Genomic DNA, 18010 nt, shown 5'->3' on the forward strand with positions numbered 1-18010 from the left:
GCTAGCTCCTGCAGGTCATCAAGACTCCAAATTTTTCTGCTGGTGGATAACTGCTGATAGAACTATTCTATTATGATTCCGCTTTTTCAATAAAAGAATCACGAACACGATTCCAAAACGGGAATGGTTTATAGCGAGCAAAACGTATTTTTTGATCGGCTACTCGGAATTGAATCGATTTTACATCTTTTTGTAAGGAAGATAAATGATCAACCGTTACTAAAAAGTCCGACTGTGTCACCGGCTTTAACATACATGTATGATGAGCAGGTAAAATGAGTGGTGATCCGATCGTTCGAAAAACTCGATTATTAATAGAAGCCATCTCTGATATTTGAATACTCTCAAGGGATGGGTGTATTATAGCCCCACCAAGTGCTTTATTATATGCCGTAGAACCTGAAGGGGTAGAAATACATAGGCCATCGCCCCGAAATCTTTCAAATTGCTCCCCCTTAATTTCTACATCCATTACAAAAGTACCTTCTACACTTTTTACAGTAGACTCATTGAGTGCTAAAAAGCTCGATTCTTTCCCATCGTTAGTATATCGAACAATTACTTCTAATAAAGGATATTCTATTATTTGATAAGTACTTTTCGAAATCGCTATAACAAGTTTCTCAATTTCTTCTGGTACCCAATCTGCATAAAACCCTAAATGTCCTGTATGTACCCCTACAAATGCTGTATTCTCTAGTCTATTCGTATATTTTTGAAAGGCGGCTAAAAAAGTGCCATCACCACCAACAGAGATGACAATGTCTGGCTCGTTTTCATCAAAAGTCAAACTAAAGTCTTGTAAATAGCTATGAATTTTTTTTGTTAACAAATTTGATTTCTTATCGCCTTTAGATAGTACAAAAAATTTCATTATTCTCACCTTTATCAGCTTTATATTTTATCCTAGTTACTCAACTTTCCCGCTTACTTGTAAAAAATGCCTGTGCCTCGCGAATTTCTTCACTAATAAGGGACATTTCATTATCTAATAAAAAGGCAGCTTCAGCAGCGCGAAGCAGCCGTTTTTGTATATCTTCAGGAAATTCCCCGTTGTATTTATAGTTTAATGAATGTTCGATTGTGGCCCAAAAGTTCATTGCTAACGTTCTTATTTGAATCTCAGCCAAAATTCTCTTTTCACCATGAATCGTTTGAACTGGATACTCAATTAATAAATGATAGGAGCGATAACCGCTTTTCTTTTTCTCTTTAATATAATCTCGTTCTTCTATAACTTCAAAATCGTTTCGCATTTTTAATAGTTTTACTACGTTATATATATCTTCCACAAACTGACAAACGATTCGCAAACCAGCGATATCTTGCATTTCCTGCTCCAAATTGCTTAAGGCAATATTTTTTTGTTCAGCTTTATCTAATATACTTTTTATCGGTTTCACCCTACCAGTTACAAATTCGATTGCGGAACGTGTTCCTTCTGTTTCAAACTGGCGTCTCAAACCTTTTAATTTTACTTTTAATTCTTCCACTGCTTGACGGTACGGACCTAAAAATTCTTCCCAATTATCCATTTCACTCACCTCAAACCATGTCTCAATCTGATGGAAATGTAAATTTTTTGTATTCCATTTTTTATACAATTATCTTTCTGCTATAATTTTAACATATACTACGAATAATTTTAGAACAAAACATATGCGGAGGCAAAGAAATGAGTGAACAATTGGAAATAGAATATAAAAACATCTTGACAGAAAAGGAATTTAAGCTCTTAATAGATTATTTTCAACTTCAACAATCAGATTTTTTCCTTCAAGAAAACGATTATTTTGACACAGTACATTTCTCTTTAAAAAACGCCAATAGTGCATTACGTGTAAGGAAGAAGTCAAATCAATACACACTCACATTAAAACAGCCTCATGATGTCGGTTTGCTCGAAACAAACGAAGAAATTAGCAAAGAACAGTATCAAGAACTTAAACAAAACATTCGCTTCCCAGTTGGGGAAATTGCTAACAAATTACAGTTTTTAAATATCGACGTTCATGATATTGTATATTTTGGAACGTTGCAAACTTGGCGTGCGGAGCTTCCATATTTAGATGGGTTACTTGTTTTCGATCACAGTTTTTATTTGAATAAAAACGATTTTGAATTAGAATATGAAGTAGAGGATGCAAATATAGGTAGAAAACAATTTCTTGATCTTCTTAACCAATTTCATATTCCAATAAGAAAAACGGACAATAAAATTGTTCGCTTTTACAATGAAAAACGGAACATTAGTAACAAAATTTAGATAGGAGCAATTCATATGAATATCCAACAATTAAAACTTTGGATGGAAATTAGCACTTTGCGTAATCTTAACTCTAGCAATCAAGTAAATTCATCACCGTCCGGCGAAAGTTTTTCATCATTATTGGAACATTTGCTGCTTTCAGGCAACAATTACTCTGTCTCACAACCCGCGAAAATGAATGCCCAACAAATCGATAGGACCGCTTACCCTATTAATCATAAATACCTCGATAATAAATCATCCGGGTTTGCACAACTTTCCAACATTGTTGAAGAGGCTGCATCCCGCTATAACTTGCCTGTTGCTTTAATCAACACGGTGATTAAACATGAATCGAATTTTAACCAGCATGCCGTTAGTTCGGCAGGTGCAAGCGGATATATGCAATTAATGCCAAGTACCGCGAAAAGTCTTGGTGTAAAAAACATCTTTGACGCTCGTGAAAATATTATGGCCGGAGCAAAATATTTGCGTTCAATGCTAGATCGCTATGGAAAAATTGAACTAGCACTCGCCGCTTATAATGCAGGCCCTGGAAATGTCGAAAAATATAACGGGATACCTCCTTTTAGAGAAACTCAAAACTATGTTACAAAGATATTAAATGATTTAACTGTTTCATAAAATCCTTAAATCCTTTCAACAAGGGAGTTCTCCTGCCAAATACATCCGTGTGTAGCTCACAACCATGGATGTTTTTTTATATTGTAAACTTGCTTTTTGTTCAACTGATAGTATAAGCATTTTCCAAGGTAATTTTTTCCTCACAAGCTATTTATTTGAGATATATGTTCACGGTTGATAAAATATTTATCAAAGCAGTAAAGGAGAATTTCCAATGAACAATAATTATTTTCAGTCACAATTTAATCTCATTGGTGAAGAAATGCTATATCGATTAGTAGATGAGTTTTACAAGAAAGTTCATCAAGATCCAGATTTAGCTCCCATCTTTCCCGATGATCTTACAGAAACAGCTAGAAAGCAAAAGCAGTTTTTGACACAATTTTTAGGTGGTCCACCTTTATATACAGCCGAACACGGTCATCCGAGGTTGCGGGCGAGACATTTACCATTCCCAATAACAAGTAAGCGTGCGGAAGCTTGGCTCAAATGTATGTCAGATGCGATGGATGAAGTGAGTTTCACAGGGCCTGTTCGTGAAGAATTTTTTTCGAGACTTGTCATTACTGCCCACCATATGGTTAATACAAATGATATAAAGGAAGAAAGATGAAAAAGGTGAAATACAGTGATAGACAAAAAGCATTATAATTTAGAATTAGAAGCATATTCCTATCATGAAAATAGGCCTCTAGAACTATTTTTGTTTATAGATCCACTATGTCAACATTGTTGGGCGTTAGAACCGATCATTAAAAAGTTACTATTGGAATATAGCCAATATTTTTCTTTAACATATGTTTTAACAGGAAAATTACAACATTTAAATCCTCTTCCTAAAAAAGTTAAAAGGATTTCCACATCACCACGACCATACGATCATAATCGTCCGTGTCCACATTGTGAAAATGTTGCAGGGCAACACGGAATAACAAGCCCATTTTTAGCTTCCATCGCTATAAAAGCAGCGGAATTACAAGGTAGAAAAGCAGGTATTCGATTCTTAAGAAAATTACAGGAGTACTTATTTTTAAAAGGGGAAAATATTACCGATGTAAATATTTTACTGGAATGTGCGAAAGAGGTTCAGTTAGACGTACATGAATTTCAAAATGATATCCATTCAGTAAGTACATCCAATGCATTTCAATGTGATATTCAAATTTCGAATGAAATGGGAGTGGAAGAAATACCTTCTTTAGTATTATTTAATAACAATTCTGAACAGCCAGGACTAAAAGTAACTGGAGTCCATCAGTATGAAATATACGAAGAAGTATTAGTAGAAATGCTCGGCGAAATGCCAAATCGTGAAGAATTACCACCACTGTTATCGTTCATCCATCACTTTCAACTAGTAACGACCAACGATATTGTAACAGTATATGAGTGGCCTGTAAGCAGAGTGGAAAAGGAATTAAAGAAGCTACTGTTTCAACAAAAAATAGAAAAATTAGTTTCAACCCACGGAACATTTTGGCGTGTTGTGTATTAATGCGACATACTGGACGTTTAACATACTTATTGAATTAAGTATGTTTTTTATTTTTAGGCTGCCCTGAGAATACAGCTATTTTCATTCGCCATGGTGAAAAATCGGTTTCATCAGTGGCTATGTTAAAGAATGGTGTTGATTTCCGTTCCGTCGCCGTCCAGTGCTTCAATCAACTAGTTTTAATTTCAATCTTTGGGAAAAGAGACTAAAATAAAAACAAAGAAGGTTCAGCAGATGGGTGGTCTACTGAACCTTCTATTGTTACGAACAAAGGGGATGGGAGAAATTTTCACGGTCAAACAAAGGGGTATATGTTTGTTTGTGAATAACTTCACACCATTATAATAACAAATATTTTTTTCGAATGCAAGGGTTCGTTTACTATTTCACAAGTTTGTCACATTTGAGTCCGCCTTCATAGTCTTTCAATCATAATTCCATTGTTTGTACATATGATTTAATAAACAAAATACACCGTTAGGGGTGCCTACTTTGATTAAACAGTTGGCGATACCAATGATGATTTTATTCATTATTATCTCTTTTATCCTTCATTTATATGCGTTATTAGATTTAATTCCGATTTATCTTTCCAGTAGTCTTTTGTTTCTTTCCTTTTTTATTTTCCTCCTGTATATAAATAATCGAAATCGTTTTAAAGGATTTAAATGAAGGTATGTATCTTATTTAGAAAAAACAAGAATATTGGGAATGGAAACGGAAAAACTAGTTCCTTTTCTGCAAGCGTATATCTTCTTTCTAAAAATATGAAAAAAACAGCAGCCTGAAAAAGAGCTGCTGTTGTTCTTATTACGATAATAATTTTTCCATTTCTGTTAATCTTTCTTCAAATACTTTACATGCATCTTCTATCGGTTTTGCACTTGTCATATCGACTCCAGCTTTTTTCAACACTTCAATAGGATAATCGGAGCTTCCGGCTTGTAAGAAATGAGTAATATATCGTTCGACAGCTGGTTGTCCTTCTTCTAATATTTGCTTGCTTAACGCTGTTGCAGCGCTAAATCCTGTCGCATATTGATAAACATAATAGTTATAGTAAAAGTGAGGGATTCTTGCCCATTCTAAGCCAATCTCCTCATCTACGACAATGTCGTCACCAAAATATTTTTTATTCAGATCATAATATAGTTTTGTAAAGAGTTCCGCTGTTAATGCTTCACCATTTTGTGCCCGTTTGTGGATTTCATGTTCAAATTCTGCGAACATTGTTTGACGGAATACCGTACCACGGAAGCCTTCTAAGTAATGGTTTAAAATGTATAGACGTTTTTTATCATCAGCCATAGTCTTTAATAAGTAATCCGTTAATAAGTTTTCATTGCTTGTTGAAGCAACTTCTGCAACGAATATTGAGTAGTCACCATACGGGTATGGCTGATGTTTTCTCGTATAATAGCTATGAACGGAATGGCCGAACTCATGAACTAATGTATATAAATTATTTATATTATCTTGCCAGTTCATTAAAATATATGGGCTTGTTCCATATGCCCCAGAAGAGTATGCACCGCTTCTTTTTCCTTTGTTTTCATACACATCTACCCAACGATTTTCAAAACCTTCTTTTACAATCGCCAAATAATTTTCCCCTAATGGAGCTAACCCTTTCAATGTTAATTCTTTCGCCTCTTCATAAGATACTTTCATATTTACATCTTTAACTAATGGAGTGTATAAATCATACATATGTAACTCATCTAAACCAAGTAATTTTTTACGCAGTTTAACGTAGCGGTGCAATAAATGTAAATTTTTATTAACAGTATTTACGAGATTTTCATAAACCTCTTCTGGTATATTATTAGCCGATAATGCTGCATGTCTTGCTGATTTAAAGTTCCGAACGGTCGCATAGAAATTATCCTTTTTCACTTGCCCATTAAGAGTACTAGCAAATGTATTGATAAATTTCTCGTACGTACGATACACTGCTTTAAATGCGTCGTGACGTACTCGGCGATCAGCGCTTTCTAGGAAGTTAATGTATCTTCCATGGGTTACTTCTACTTCTTCGCCATTTTCATCTTTAATTGTCGGGAATTCTAAATCTGCATTGTTTAACATGCCAAATGTGTTGCTAGATGCCCCCATTATTTCTGAAGCTTGTGCTAGTAGGCCTTCCATTTCAGCAGTTAAAACATGAGGGCGTTGTAAATTAATTTCTTCTAACGCATGTTCGTACAACTTTAGCTCTTCTTTTTCTTGTAAAAAACGTTGGAGCTTTTCCTCATCAATTCCTAGTAATTCAGGAACAACGTACGCAAAAGCACTTCCTGCTTGTGAATATAAACTTCTTGCACGATCATTCAATCCTTGATAAAAGGAGTTTGTCGTATCTTGATCATAACGCATATGGGCATATGTATATAGTCTTCCTAATCTGGACATTACTTCATCTTGCAATTGTAATGCCTCATATAATGTGTCAGCAGCTTCAGCTAATTTCCCTTGGAAATCTCCTGCTTTTGGAATCAAATTCTTTATTTCGGCAAATTCTGCTTCCCATTTTTCATCTGTAGCAAAAATATCTTCCAATTTCCAAGTATGTTCAACAGGTATTTCACTTCTAACAGGAAGTTTTTTTACTGTAGTTTCATTTGTCATCTGTTGTACCTCCATATCAAAAATTTATATGTTCAATTCAATAAGAGGAAATATTTCGTTAATTAAAGATAATAATTATTACCATATATCCTCATTAGAAAAACATATATTACTTTTAAACATAAACCTATTTCACTTTTCCGTCAATAAAAAAGCTGCAAAATTTTTCCTCTATTTTTTTCTAAAAATTGATTAAAAGATTGTTGACGAGTTTTTCTATAATGAACATTTGTCATGCGTGATGTATTTACAAATAACTTATCCTCTTTTAGTTTCACTAATCCGACATTTTCTAGAAAAACTAAGTATTTTTTTATTGGCATATATTTGTTTGCTAAAAAACTGTACTGTGTTAACCGAAATCGTAGTAACCCTTCTTTAACGATTTTTTGCAAATAGTTTGTTAATTCTTTTAGGAAGATATATCTTCGTCCCCTATTTTCATTAAATAAAAATAGAAAAATATACGTTTGCCAAATAATGGGGGGTGTTTCGATAAGAATCATGTACGGTACTGGGACACCAACCTCCATTGGTAATTTTGTTGGATGAATATTATTTTGATAAAGAAAAGTTAAAAACTTGTTTCTTCGAGCATTATTATAAAGTGGAAGATGAAAAAGCCATTTTTCTGCATAGATGTACCAGTATTGGAAAAAGTGTTGGGGAATTGGCTTTTGAAATGAGAATAGTTGTTGCAGTGTTGTTTGATATCCAATGTTCATTTGTTGAACAAGTACTTTTCGAGTGGAAATTGGCATGAAGTGATAAATTAATTGGAATTGTCGCTTTTCTGGATGGAAGGCGAGGATCATTGGTTCGCTATTTTGTGGGAAATTAGTAATAAAAAAACTAAGATAATCAGTTATTGATAAAATGTGGTTGCTAATTTTTCCGATTTTGTCTTGATGGGTAATCCACAGAGGGGTAAAATTCGCCTGATGATAAGCCTTTGTTCGTCTCTCTAATTCATTAACAGGGATTGAAGAACATTGGAACTCAAAAATAAACGGTTTTTTCTTCCAGTAAAACAAAATATCGGCACGTTGGTTAATATCGGGAAAATAAATTTCCATCTTCGGTTGCAATTGTTGCGCTACCAACCAATCGTGTAATAATTTTTTTCCGCTTAGATGGGCAGCCGTTTCTCCTTCCGGCTTCACTGGGCAGATGTATTTGTGCGCAAAATGGGGGAGTTTTTTCGAACCTACTTTTAGAATAAGCTCTCCATTACAATGCGGACAGTAAAAAGGCTGTTCTTTTTTTAGTTGATGAATTTCACTTACTGTCATTTTCAATAAAGTAATGGATTTACCTGAATTTGTTAAAGCAAAAAACACTTTTTTATCCACTCCTATAATATGAATTTTTTAATATTGTTTTAGAGAAAAGAGTTATTATAAAAAAACTCCACCTATTAAGATGGAGTTGTCTTGATGTTCGGTCTATTATAAAAAATAATGGTTTATTGTTGTAAATACGTCAGTTGAAATTACTTCTTTTCCATATTCCTGTAAAAATTCAATTGTTCTTTCCGACTCAATACCATATTCAAGTATCAAACTTATATTGTTATCAATTTCTGTTTCTGTGAAGAAGTCATAGGAAAACTCTACGTAAAGATAGTATTTATTATCATAGGAAAAAAGTTTCGTTTCCATTTCCTTTGGCCACGGGCGTTTAGCCAAATTTATTACATCTTCAAAATCATGGAAATATGCTATAAAGGAGACGTAATCTTCTTCCTCCACCTCTGTTTGATCATCATTGTTAAAATGGAAATGATGATCAAGTAATTCTCCGATCCTATCTTCTGTTTGAGCTTTTTCATCCGCAATTATGTCGAAACGAGGATTTCCATCTTTTGATAATTGAGCTTTCGTGACAACGACTTCAAGGCCTTTGTCTAAAGCTTGTACTTGAATCCATAATGGCCCATCAAATGTAAAATCTTCTTCTTGATGAACTTCATCCATCATTTCCCAAAATAATTCTTCACTTTTTTCACGGTTATACCATATTTCTTCCCGATCGAAACCTCTTTCCTCAACGTCAACGTACGATATGAAAAATTTCACGGTGTTTTCATTGATGCGTTCGATTTCCACTTTACAACTCTCCCTTCTAACCATTTTAATTGAAGGGAAAAATATCCCTTAGCATTAAAAATGCCTATACATATAGATTATGCAAAAATCATTTTATCCTATCTATTATTATTTTATGACAATTTTATTCAGAAGGGAAATAAATTCTGCTAATAAACAAAAAATGAGAAAACAACCTACCCTGAGTAATGACTTTGCATGTAAGTTTGAAAAAACCTTCATGCTATTGTAAAGCATGAAGGTAATTATTGAATATACATTATATCTGAATATTTTTCATTTGTAAATCATTTTAATTTACCATTTTTTGTGCTTCTAAAAGTTGGTAAGTCCTTACTCTTCTCGGCAAGAAACGGCGAATTTCATCTTCATTATAACCTACTTGCAAGCGTTTTTCGTCAATAATAATTGGACGACGTAATAAACCAGGATTTTCTTGAATTAAGTTGAATAATTTTTGTAATGGTAATGATTCTAAATTGACCCTTAACTTTTGGAATGTTTTTGACCGAGTAGAAATAATTTCGTCCGTTCCATCCTCTGTCATTCTAAAAATCTCTTTTATCTCTTCCATTGTTAATGGTTCAGAAAAAATATTCCGTTCTTTAAATGGGATTTCATGCTCTTCCAACCACGCTTTTGCTTTCCGACATGAAGTACAACTAGGTGCTGTATACAATGTGACCATTTTAGCGCTTTCACTCCTTTTAGTATATAAATATATATTTATAATTTAGTAATTTTACAACATTGTTACCCTTATCACACTTTAAATATTATTCTATCTATAATACATAGTTTTTAATTGTAATTAATTTAAACTAGTAATTCTTATTTATAATTATACATGATATTAATCAATTTTGGTATATGTTTTTTCAAATTTTTTCCGTAAAATTATTGTTTTTTTTCCTTGATTATAAAAGACTTTGAATATGTACGCCTAGTATCTTTACCCATATTGAAGACTTTATAAACCATTTTCATTTGTAATATATGAATGAAAAAATACATAAATAAGTAATAATTAGTGACAATACTGTGAACGATCGTACAAAAGCTTAGGAAAGGTAGTTAATCACTTTTCATTTGTACATTATTATCCTTTTAGGTAATAAATTTATCTGGTTGACAAACTAGGAGGTGATGAATTTGTTCGGTTATTTTATTGATTTTTCATTAACATTTAGTTTTATTATTTTGACTACCGCTTTTTTAGGAGTTATCCTTAATTTTTTTGGAAAATTACTTTTCGGGAAAAATAAACACGAGTATCTAAAGCAAATGGAAGCGATTCAAGCTGGGTGGAAACAAGTAGGCGGGAACAGTAATCATCGATAACGAAAGTTTTACAAAGATGCTTTTTAAATTAAGCTATGTTAAAGACTGGTGTTGATTTCCGTTTCAAATTTATTTGTGACAAAAGGGAAGCGACAGGAACAGGCGGACGCTTTCCGCGGGCACGGCCTCAGCCGCTTCGACGGTACGTGTCTGCAGGGGCTTCCGCTCGTGCTGTTCCCGCCTGAGTGGCCGCCTTACACTACAATCAACAAATGCCTAAAAACAACGATAAACAATAACATAGTCTTAAATTAAAGGAGCAAAATCTTATTCGTACAACATATTTGTGGATTGTTCGTTCCATTTTTACCTTTTACGAGGTTGCTTTCTAAAGAATCATTTACTATAATAAAAATTAAATAAAATAATTGCAAAAGCGATGAGAAAGAATAGTACATTCAACTGTTTTCTTTAGAGAGTTTGTGGATGGTGAAAACAAACGAAAACATGAATGGAATGGACTTTCGAGCCAAAACTGAACGAATCTAATGATTTTAGTAGGTAGAGCGTGCCTTAACGTTATAAGGATCTGAGTGACCTATTTATAGGTAACTAGGGTGGTACCACGGATACAACAACCATTCGTCCCTAACTGGATGTATGGTTGTTTTTTATTTGTTTTTTTAACGGATTATGCGTATGCTGCAGTTTGCATGGAGCATATGAAAAACTTATGGAGGGATAAAACATGAAAACCATTTTTTCAGGTATTCAGCCTAGCGGTACGATTACAATCGGTAACTATATCGGAGCATTAAAACAATTTGTCGAACTGCAAAATGATTATCATTGTTATTTCTGTATTGTTGATCAACATGCCATTACAGTTCCTCAAGACCCGCAACAATTAAAGCAAAATATTCGCAACTTAGCGGCATTATATTTAGCTGTCGGCATTGATCCTGAGAAGGCGACTTTATTTATACAATCCGAAGTTCCAGCCCACGCACAAGCTGCTTGGATGTTACAATGTATTTCTTATATTGGAGAGCTTGAACGGATGACCCAATTTAAAGATAAGTCCGCTGGAAAAGAAGCAGTTTCAGCTGGACTACTTACTTATCCACCTTTAATGGCCGCCGATATTTTATTATATAATGCAGATTTAGTTCCTGTAGGCGAGGACCAAAAACAGCATTTAGAACTAACGAGAGACTTAGCTGAAAGATTTAATAAAAAATACGCATCTATTTTCACACTTCCAGATATTAAAGTGAACGAAGTCGGTGCAAGAATTATGTCCCTTCAAGAGCCGACAAAGAAAATGAGTAAATCAGATGCCAATCAAAAAGCATTTATTTCTTTACTCGACACGCCAAAACAAATTGAGAAAAAGATTAAAAGTGCTGTTACTGACTCGGAAGGAATTGTAAAATTTGACAAAGAAAATAAACCTGGGATATCAAATCTTTTAGCAATCTATTCCATTTTTAGTAAGCAATCCATTGAAGAATTAGAGAAAAAATATGAAGGTCAAGGGTATGGTGTTTTTAAAGCGGATGTGGCTAACGCGGTCATTAGTGAATTAACTCCTATTCAAGAACGTTATCAAAATTTAGTTGAATCAACAAAGTTAGATGATATATTAACGAATGGTGCTGAAAAAGCAAACAAAGTAGCTAGTGCGATGATAGCCAAAATGGAAAAAGCAATGGGACTTGGAAGGCACTAATGTCACTTTTGTTATAACGAAAAAGATGGCCAATTTAGCCATCTTTTTCATTGTCTTTTTTTGTCTTTTTATTATTTAATTTTTCTTCCATACTTAACGGCTCATTGGCTAATTCATGGTCATATTGACGTGACTGCTGTTTTTTTACCGCCTGTTTATCACTGAAGTCCTTAGATAATTGTTTCGCCATTTTTTCATTTTCGTGCATGACAGACACCTCTTTATCAGTAAATCTTATTAGTCAAATGCTAAGCACCAATATCCTTTATAGTTTGTCCAACATTCAAATTAAAAATTCTTACGGTTAGTTAACTTTGGAACCATTTTGTAATTCCCATAATTTTTCAAAAAACGGCTGTCCTTTTATTAAAGCTTCACACAAATGCTCGTGTTTTTCTGTCCACCCAATTTTTACTTCATCATAAAGCAAATTCCAAATCTCATCAAAAGGCTTCGTTTGAATGTCTTGATATCTTTCCGGTGCCCATTCTGTATAAAAATAACGAACTTGCGCCGTGTTTTTTGTTGCTAATAATTGATCTAAAGCCATGAACAATAAATGTTTTAATTGCCGTTCTTTTCGAGTTAAACCTTGCATAAGTATCGGTTCCGGCGAAAGGATGTGATAATTTTTTTCACTTTTATTAGTAAATGGATAATTCTCCACCACTTTATCTTCAATCATTTCATAAACTAATTGCTCTTGCCGAGGAATAAGCCGACTTTTTCTCATCGGAATTTGATAGCCGATTGTGTCTACAGCCAATATGCCTATTCCATCCGTTACAATAAAACAATATTCTAATTGGATCCGTTCATGGTTTCTACGCAAGTATGCCTTTTGATACACGTCATTTAATAAACTTTCGGGTAAATCAGCCAAATCATTTTCAATGTACTGATATAATTCTGGCGAAACTTTTATTAATGGGACTTGATCTAATAATTCAATTTTATCGTCTTTTCGCCATTCGTGGAAATGGCACACATTGTATCCATTCTCTTCTCCCTCGAACCAATTTACCCAAACATCATGTAAATACATCATGATATTCAATCCCCTCACTTTGAGTCTGTTATTTTTCAGTATTGGCCGAGGGAAGTTAAAATATTCCTATGCAAGCAATTATTCATGAAAAAGTCCAGCAAATTACTCTAAAAAATTTATATCCTATTTCAAACTTGTTGCGCGTCGAATTGTTTGTTCCTTAATTTCAAACTAATTTCGAAGTCAAATGTTGTTACAACATATATAGTCGTCATCTTTTTCCAGTTACGTCACCATTCTATAAAAAACGTTATATTTATGGTAAATCTTCCTTCACAACAGTTAAAAATTGCTCAGAAGCTGTATTCAATGTGTCTTTTATTGAAAAAGGCATTTTGTTTCTATACAAGTCAATTAAATAATAACCTGTTAAATAACCAATAAACGGAGGTATTTTCAAACCGTACCCATACAAAAGTTGATTGTGTATTGGGTCGCTAATTTTTTTGTGTAAATTATTTTTAAACACTTTTTGACAAAAATACAATATTTCTTTCTCTTTATAATTATATTTCTGTCTAGCTATATATTTTTCCCCGCAATAATCTCGAACTGCGTGTTCTGCCAAACCTTCCATTATTAATGAATCTAATAATGTTGCCTCTTCTATCGGTTTTCCGATACCCGCTAATCTGCAAGCATGATGATATTCATGAACAAATAAAGCTTCATATTCCTCGTTATCCTCAAGTGGAGTTAAAAAAAATAAAACTTTATCTGGGAATGTGAACCCATTTTTGCGAATGGATGAAAATATCGAATGATGACAAGGAAAAATAAATAGTGGAATATCTGGTCCATTCCACAATTTTTTATATTTTTGCTCATAAAAACGAAATCGGACCCATATATTTTGTTTTTTTAGTTGCTCATAGCTATGTTTCGTAAAGACGGAAGGTTGATACAATCCTTTCTCTTGAAGCAACTGCAAAATTTGTAGCTCTGTTAAATCAGAAAAATACTTTTTTATTTGCTTACATAGTTTCAGCGGTTCAAAGAAATAGTGATCTAACCATATATCTGTATCAATAACCACAATCTTCTGCACCACCTCATACCTTTTTCGTATTATATTCGGGGAAGTAACTATTGTTGCAACGTAAGTTTGGACCATCTTCTAATTGTAGACAAAAAAAATCTACCTTTTGAAGAGGGTAGATTTTAACGGATAGATTTTGGATTTAACGCATCTTTAATTCCTTCACCGATAAAGTTAATCGACAAAATGGTTAAAGTAATTGCCAACGCTGGTGGAATCCAAATCCATGGTTTTCCAGATAATACGTCTGGTTCATTTGCATAAGATAACATATTTCCCCAGCTAGGTGTTTCGACTGGGACACCGAAACCTAAATAACTTAGTCCAGACTCTGCAACAATCATACTAGCGAATAGAATTGTAGCCTGAACGATAATCGTTGATAAAACATTCGGCAATATATGCTTCACGATAACTTTAGATGGCCGACAGCCAATGGAAACCGCTGCAAGGACATATTCATTTTCTTTTTCTGCTAAAATTTTACTTCGGACTATCCGAGCAACACCGCCCCAACTCAAAATACTAATCGTACCAATTAATACCCATACTCCATTCACCTTACCATCTAGAATCGCATTCAATACGATAACGAATACCATAAATGGGAAAGTTAACACTAAATCTGTAAAACGCATTAATAAGTTATCAATAATTCCACCGAAGTACCCTGCTACTGAACCAACGATAGTACCTAATACTATTACGAAAAAGGTACATGATAGTCCTATTAATAAAGAAACCCTACCACCGAAAAGTAATCTCGTGAAAATGTCTCTTCCACTTTTATCAGTCCCAAGAAAATGTTCAGAGGAAGGTTCTAGTGACATTTTTGAAATATTTACCTTCACAATATCTTGAGAAGAAATAAATGGTGCCAAAATGGAAACAATTGCTACTATTAATAAAAACGCTAAACTTATCATCGCTAATTTATTTTTTAAGAATTTACGACGAGCAATGGCCCATGGTGACATACTCTTAGGTGGTTTTTGTTTCATATTCTTCGTTGTTTCTTGTACTGCTTCCATGCATCCATTCCTCCTAGTCTACTCTAATTCTTGGATCGACAATTCCGTATAGTAAGTCTGCAATTAAATTTCCGAGTAATGTTAATGTAGAAAACATCATCGTCAATGTCATTAAAATTGGATAATCACGGGTCGATACAGAGTTCAAAAATAATTGCCCGATACCAGGATAAGTAAAGATCGTTTCTGTAATAATTGCTCCCCCTACAATGGAAACAAAATCAAAACCTAAAAACGTTACTAAAGGAATTATCGAATTTCTTAAAATATGAACATTGTATATTTTACTTTCTCTCGTTCCCTTTGCACGAGCTGTTCGAACATAGTCTTTTCTACTATTCTCAATAATATCATTTCGTAAAAATTGGGTATAACTAGCTGTACTTAATAATCCTAAAACTAGTGCAGGTAAAAACACATGATGTAACCGACTTAACCAATATGCTAGCGATCCTTTATCCAACGATATGTCTACTGAACCGTTTGACGGGAACCACCCTAAACCAAAGGCAAAAAAGTATATTGCAAAAACACCAGCAACGAATGATGGCAATGCTAATCCGATATAGTTAAACGTCCCAATCGCATGGTCTCCTAAAGTATAAGGTTTACGTCCAGCGAACGTTCCCATTATAAACGCAAAAATATACGTAATTAATAATGAAGTAATACCGAGAAAAATTGTATTTGGAATCCGCTCCATAATAATTTGATTGGCAGGTACTTTATATCTCGTAGACTTACCAAAATCTCCTTGGAAAAAGTTTGTTATCCAACGAAAATATTGTTCATGAATTGGATCATTATAACCAAGTTCTTCTCTCATTTCCTCAATGTACTCTTCAGTATGAATATTCGGATCGAGCTCTCCAGTGAAAGGGTCCCCTGGCATGAGTTTTGCCAGGGTAAACACTACAATGGAGATAAGGAAAAGCATTGGAATCATGGATAGTATTCTTCGAAGTGCGTATTTTAACATATGCATTCTCCTTATCTAACTTACAAGTTTAATATTAATCTTCTAAGTACCATTCGTGTGGTGAGTTAAAGCCACTTACGTCGAATGTTACACCTTTAAGACGTTCTGATAATGCATAAGCATCTTCAAGTTCTAAAATAGGTAATACAGGAAGTTCTTCGTTAAAGATTTGTTGGAATTCAACATATAAATCTTTCCGTTTTTCCGTATCTTGTCCAACAACACTATAGTCAATTGCTTCCTTCATTACTTCTAAAGCACGTTCATTAGTCCAACGTGGGTAGTTGAAGCTTGTGTCATCACCCCATAATCCCCATGGATCTGGGTCAGCACCTGTTCCCCAACCACCGTAAAATACTTCTACACTCTTATGGTCTTTTTGAATTTGTTCATAGTATAAACCACTATCAGTCATAGACAATTTCGTGTTTAATCCAACTTCATCCCAATATTGAGTTAACTGACGTGCACGTGTTTCAAATGTTGGGTTAGATGATGCGTAGTGAGAGAAATTAATAACAAATTCGTTACCATTTGGATCTTCCCGTTTTCCATCACCATTTACATCTTTATATCCAGCCTCATCTAACAATTGTTTTGCTTTTTCTGGATCATAAGTGTAATTATTTGGTAATTGTTCATTTGTTGCTGCAATCCAATGGGAAGAAGGAATTACACTATCAATTGGTTTCCCTAATCCACCAAAGAAAGCATCAATCCACTCTTGACGATTTAAAGCGTACATCATTGCTTGACGTAATTTTTTGTCATTGTATTTATCACGATTCATGACAATTTTACCGTCTTTCATTTCTCCGAATTTAAAACCGATGTAGTAATAAGATAGGCCAGGAACTACTTCAATTTTTGCTTTACCTGTAGCCTCAACATCTGGTAAGCTTGCTGGAGCAATTTGTGACATATCAATTTTGCCACTGCCAAACTCACCTGGGATTAACGATGCATCAATAACTTTTACAATGACTTTATCAATTTTTGGTTCCCCTTGCCAGTAATCAGGGAATTTAGATAGTTCTACAGATTCACCAGGCAATACTTTGTCGATTTTAAATGGTCCTGTACCCATTGGTTCTAGACGAACTTGTTTAGATTCAGACATTTTGAGCGGATCTACACCTTCAAAATGTTTACGATTTAGTGGGTATGTCCATAAGTTTTCTAAATTATTGACTGCTGCCTTTTCGAAAGTAATTTCAATTTCATAGTCATTAATTTTTTTCAAACCAGAAATAGAATCTGCTTTACCTTCGTTAAATGCTTCCGCACCTTCAATCGTATTAACGTTCACCCAACGTGCGGAATCAGCACCGATTGTTGCGATAGACTCGATTGCAAAAATCCAGTCATCCACAACTAATTCATCGCCATTATGCCATTTTACACCTTCTTTAAATGTAAAATGATACACTTTATTATCTTCTGTTTTCCATGAAGCAATGTTCGGTTGTGGAACAAGTTTATCATCATAATCAATTAAACTTTCTTGAGTAAAGCTTAAAACTTCTGCATCTGTCGCTGATTCATAAAAGTTAACGTCTAGTAATCCATCAAATGGAGTGGACATTACATATGTTAATGTTCCTCCCGCTTTTGAATCAGATCCACTATCAGATGAACCGTTGCTTGAATCTTTACCACCACAAGCAGCAAGGAACATCGACAAAGCAAGAACTAGTGCTGTCAATCCTAATAATTTTTTCTTCATTATTTTCCCCCCATGTAATCATGTATGTCTTAGCCATTAGGCCCCTAACG

At 34.0% G+C, this 18010-nt stretch carries 19 protein-coding genes and 1 other annotated feature; of the genes, 7 read left to right on the top strand and 12 right to left on the bottom strand.

All coding sequences use genetic code 11. The features are described from left to right. Positions 1 to 70: 70 nt before the first annotated feature. Both BN1242_RS04620 and yjbM read right to left on the bottom strand, forming a co-directional pair. Positions 71 to 874 (bottom strand): NAD kinase, encoded by an 804-nt coding sequence (locus BN1242_RS04620; protein ID WP_062352013.1) that lies wholly within the window; start codon positions 872 to 874, stop codon positions 71 to 73. 40 nt (positions 875 to 914) lie between these two features. Then, entirely contained in the window at positions 915 to 1535 is a 621-nt protein-coding gene (gene yjbM, locus BN1242_RS04625; protein ID WP_062352016.1) for a GTP diphosphokinase, read from the bottom strand. A 140-nt stretch (positions 1536 to 1675) separates the two neighbouring features. Between yjbM and BN1242_RS04630 the strand changes: the two genes are divergently transcribed. The 5 genes from BN1242_RS04630 to BN1242_RS13110 all read left to right on the top strand — a co-directional run bounded on the left by BN1242_RS04630 (position 1676) and on the right by BN1242_RS13110 (position 5060). After that, positions 1676 to 2266, top strand: coding sequence for a CYTH domain-containing protein (locus BN1242_RS04630; protein WP_062352019.1), 591 nt, complete (start codon positions 1676 to 1678; stop codon positions 2264 to 2266). A gap of 15 nt (positions 2267 to 2281) precedes the next feature. Continuing rightward, a complete protein-coding gene (locus BN1242_RS04635) occupies positions 2282 to 2893 on the top strand; it encodes a lytic transglycosylase domain-containing protein (protein WP_062352021.1) in 612 nt (203 codons plus the stop codon). Between the two features lie 214 nt (positions 2894 to 3107). Continuing rightward, positions 3108 to 3506, top strand: a complete 399-nt coding sequence (locus tag BN1242_RS04640; RefSeq protein ID WP_062352024.1) for a globin domain-containing protein — start codon at positions 3108 to 3110, stop codon at positions 3504 to 3506. A gap of 15 nt (positions 3507 to 3521) precedes the next feature. Further along, positions 3522 to 4388, top strand: coding sequence for a ClpXP adapter SpxH family protein (locus tag BN1242_RS04645; protein ID WP_238985082.1), 867 nt, complete (start codon positions 3522 to 3524; stop codon positions 4386 to 4388). Between the two features lie 492 nt (positions 4389 to 4880). After that, positions 4881 to 5060, top strand: a complete 180-nt coding sequence (locus BN1242_RS13110; protein WP_072136167.1) for a hypothetical protein — start codon at positions 4881 to 4883, stop codon at positions 5058 to 5060. A 138-nt stretch (positions 5061 to 5198) separates the two neighbouring features. Here the strand turns inward: BN1242_RS13110 and pepF are convergent, their stop codons facing one another. From pepF to spxA, 4 genes are all read right to left on the bottom strand, one after another. Then, positions 5199 to 7016, bottom strand: coding sequence for an oligoendopeptidase F (gene pepF, locus BN1242_RS04650; protein ID WP_062352027.1), 1818 nt, complete (start codon positions 7014 to 7016; stop codon positions 5199 to 5201). Between the two features lie 143 nt (positions 7017 to 7159). After that, entirely contained in the window at positions 7160 to 8356 is a 1197-nt protein-coding gene (locus BN1242_RS04655; RefSeq protein WP_062352028.1) for a competence protein CoiA, read from the bottom strand. 108 nt (positions 8357 to 8464) lie between these two features. Continuing rightward, positions 8465 to 9124, bottom strand: coding sequence for an adaptor protein MecA (gene mecA, locus BN1242_RS04660; RefSeq protein ID WP_062352032.1), 660 nt, complete (start codon positions 9122 to 9124; stop codon positions 8465 to 8467). 292 nt (positions 9125 to 9416) lie between these two features. Further along, positions 9417 to 9812 (bottom strand): transcriptional regulator SpxA, encoded by a 396-nt coding sequence (spxA, locus tag BN1242_RS04665; protein ID WP_062352035.1) that lies wholly within the window; start codon positions 9810 to 9812, stop codon positions 9417 to 9419. 464 nt (positions 9813 to 10276) lie between these two features. On the opposite strand from spxA, the gene BN1242_RS04670 reads away from it, so the two are divergent. Both BN1242_RS04670 and trpS read left to right on the top strand, forming a co-directional pair. After that, on the top strand, positions 10277 to 10465 hold the full coding sequence (locus BN1242_RS04670; protein ID WP_077216107.1) for a hypothetical protein: 189 nt from the start codon (positions 10277 to 10279) through the stop codon (positions 10463 to 10465). 370 nt (positions 10466 to 10835) lie between these two features. After that, positions 10836 to 11058, top strand: a binding site (T-box leader). A 95-nt stretch (positions 11059 to 11153) separates the two neighbouring features. Beyond that, entirely contained in the window at positions 11154 to 12137 is a 984-nt protein-coding gene (trpS, locus tag BN1242_RS04675; protein WP_062352042.1) for a tryptophan--tRNA ligase, read from the top strand. Between the two features lie 34 nt (positions 12138 to 12171). On the opposite strand, the gene sspO is transcribed toward trpS, so the two are convergent. From sspO to opp4A, 6 genes are all read right to left on the bottom strand, one after another. After that, positions 12172 to 12327, bottom strand: coding sequence for a small acid-soluble spore protein O (gene sspO / locus BN1242_RS04680; RefSeq protein ID WP_062352535.1), 156 nt, complete (start codon positions 12325 to 12327; stop codon positions 12172 to 12174). Positions 12328 to 12441: 114 nt separating this feature from the next. Then, the gene (locus BN1242_RS04685; protein WP_062352045.1) at positions 12442 to 13185 is read right to left on the bottom strand and encodes a YjbA family protein; all 744 of its coding nucleotides are present in this window, start codon (positions 13183 to 13185) and stop codon (positions 12442 to 12444) included. Between the two features lie 256 nt (positions 13186 to 13441). After that, entirely contained in the window at positions 13442 to 14221 is a 780-nt protein-coding gene (locus BN1242_RS04690; RefSeq protein ID WP_062352049.1) for a DUF2268 domain-containing putative Zn-dependent protease, read from the bottom strand. A gap of 125 nt (positions 14222 to 14346) precedes the next feature. After that, the gene (gene opp4C / locus BN1242_RS04695; protein ID WP_062352052.1) at positions 14347 to 15255 is read right to left on the bottom strand and encodes an oligopeptide ABC transporter permease; all 909 of its coding nucleotides are present in this window, start codon (positions 15253 to 15255) and stop codon (positions 14347 to 14349) included. Between the two features lie 13 nt (positions 15256 to 15268). Next, positions 15269 to 16234, bottom strand: coding sequence for an oligopeptide ABC transporter permease (gene opp4B / locus BN1242_RS04700; protein WP_062352055.1), 966 nt, complete (start codon positions 16232 to 16234; stop codon positions 15269 to 15271). A 34-nt stretch (positions 16235 to 16268) separates the two neighbouring features. Continuing rightward, complete coding sequence (gene opp4A, locus BN1242_RS04705; protein WP_077216109.1) at positions 16269 to 17960, bottom strand: oligopeptide ABC transporter substrate-binding protein; 1692 nt, start codon at positions 17958 to 17960, stop codon at positions 16269 to 16271. Positions 17961 to 18010 lie beyond the last annotated feature (50 nt).

This window comes from Bacillus kwashiorkori, from assembly GCF_001375515.1.
Lineage (GTDB): Bacteria > Bacillota > Bacilli > Bacillales > Caldibacillaceae > Bacillus_BK > Bacillus_BK kwashiorkori.

Coding starts and splice junctions, on each gene's coding strand:
- BN1242_RS04635 (WP_062352021.1), top strand. CDS start 2,282: ATGAATATCCAACAATTAAAACTTTGGATGGAAATTAGCACTTTGCGT.
- opp4B (WP_062352055.1), bottom strand. CDS start 16,234: ATGTTAAAATACGCACTTCGAAGAATACTATCCATGATTCCAATGCTT.
- BN1242_RS04685 (WP_062352045.1), bottom strand. CDS start 13,185: ATGATGTATTTACATGATGTTTGGGTAAATTGGTTCGAGGGAGAAGAG.
- opp4C (WP_062352052.1), bottom strand. CDS start 15,255: ATGGAAGCAGTACAAGAAACAACGAAGAATATGAAACAAAAACCACCT.
- yjbM (WP_062352016.1), bottom strand. CDS start 1,535: ATGGATAATTGGGAAGAATTTTTAGGTCCGTACCGTCAAGCAGTGGAA.
- BN1242_RS04620 (WP_062352013.1), bottom strand. CDS start 874: ATGAAATTTTTTGTACTATCTAAAGGCGATAAGAAATCAAATTTGTTA.
- sspO (WP_062352535.1), bottom strand. CDS start 12,327: ATGGCGAAACAATTATCTAAGGACTTCAGTGATAAACAGGCGGTAAAA.
- trpS (WP_062352042.1), top strand. CDS start 11,154: ATGAAAACCATTTTTTCAGGTATTCAGCCTAGCGGTACGATTACAATC.
- opp4A (WP_077216109.1), bottom strand. CDS start 17,960: ATGAAGAAAAAATTATTAGGATTGACAGCACTAGTTCTTGCTTTGTCG.
- BN1242_RS04640 (WP_062352024.1), top strand. CDS start 3,108: ATGAACAATAATTATTTTCAGTCACAATTTAATCTCATTGGTGAAGAA.
- BN1242_RS04630 (WP_062352019.1), top strand. CDS start 1,676: ATGAGTGAACAATTGGAAATAGAATATAAAAACATCTTGACAGAAAAG.
- spxA (WP_062352035.1), bottom strand. CDS start 9,812: ATGGTCACATTGTATACAGCACCTAGTTGTACTTCATGTCGGAAAGCA.
- pepF (WP_062352027.1), bottom strand. CDS start 7,016: ATGACAAATGAAACTACAGTAAAAAAACTTCCTGTTAGAAGTGAAATA.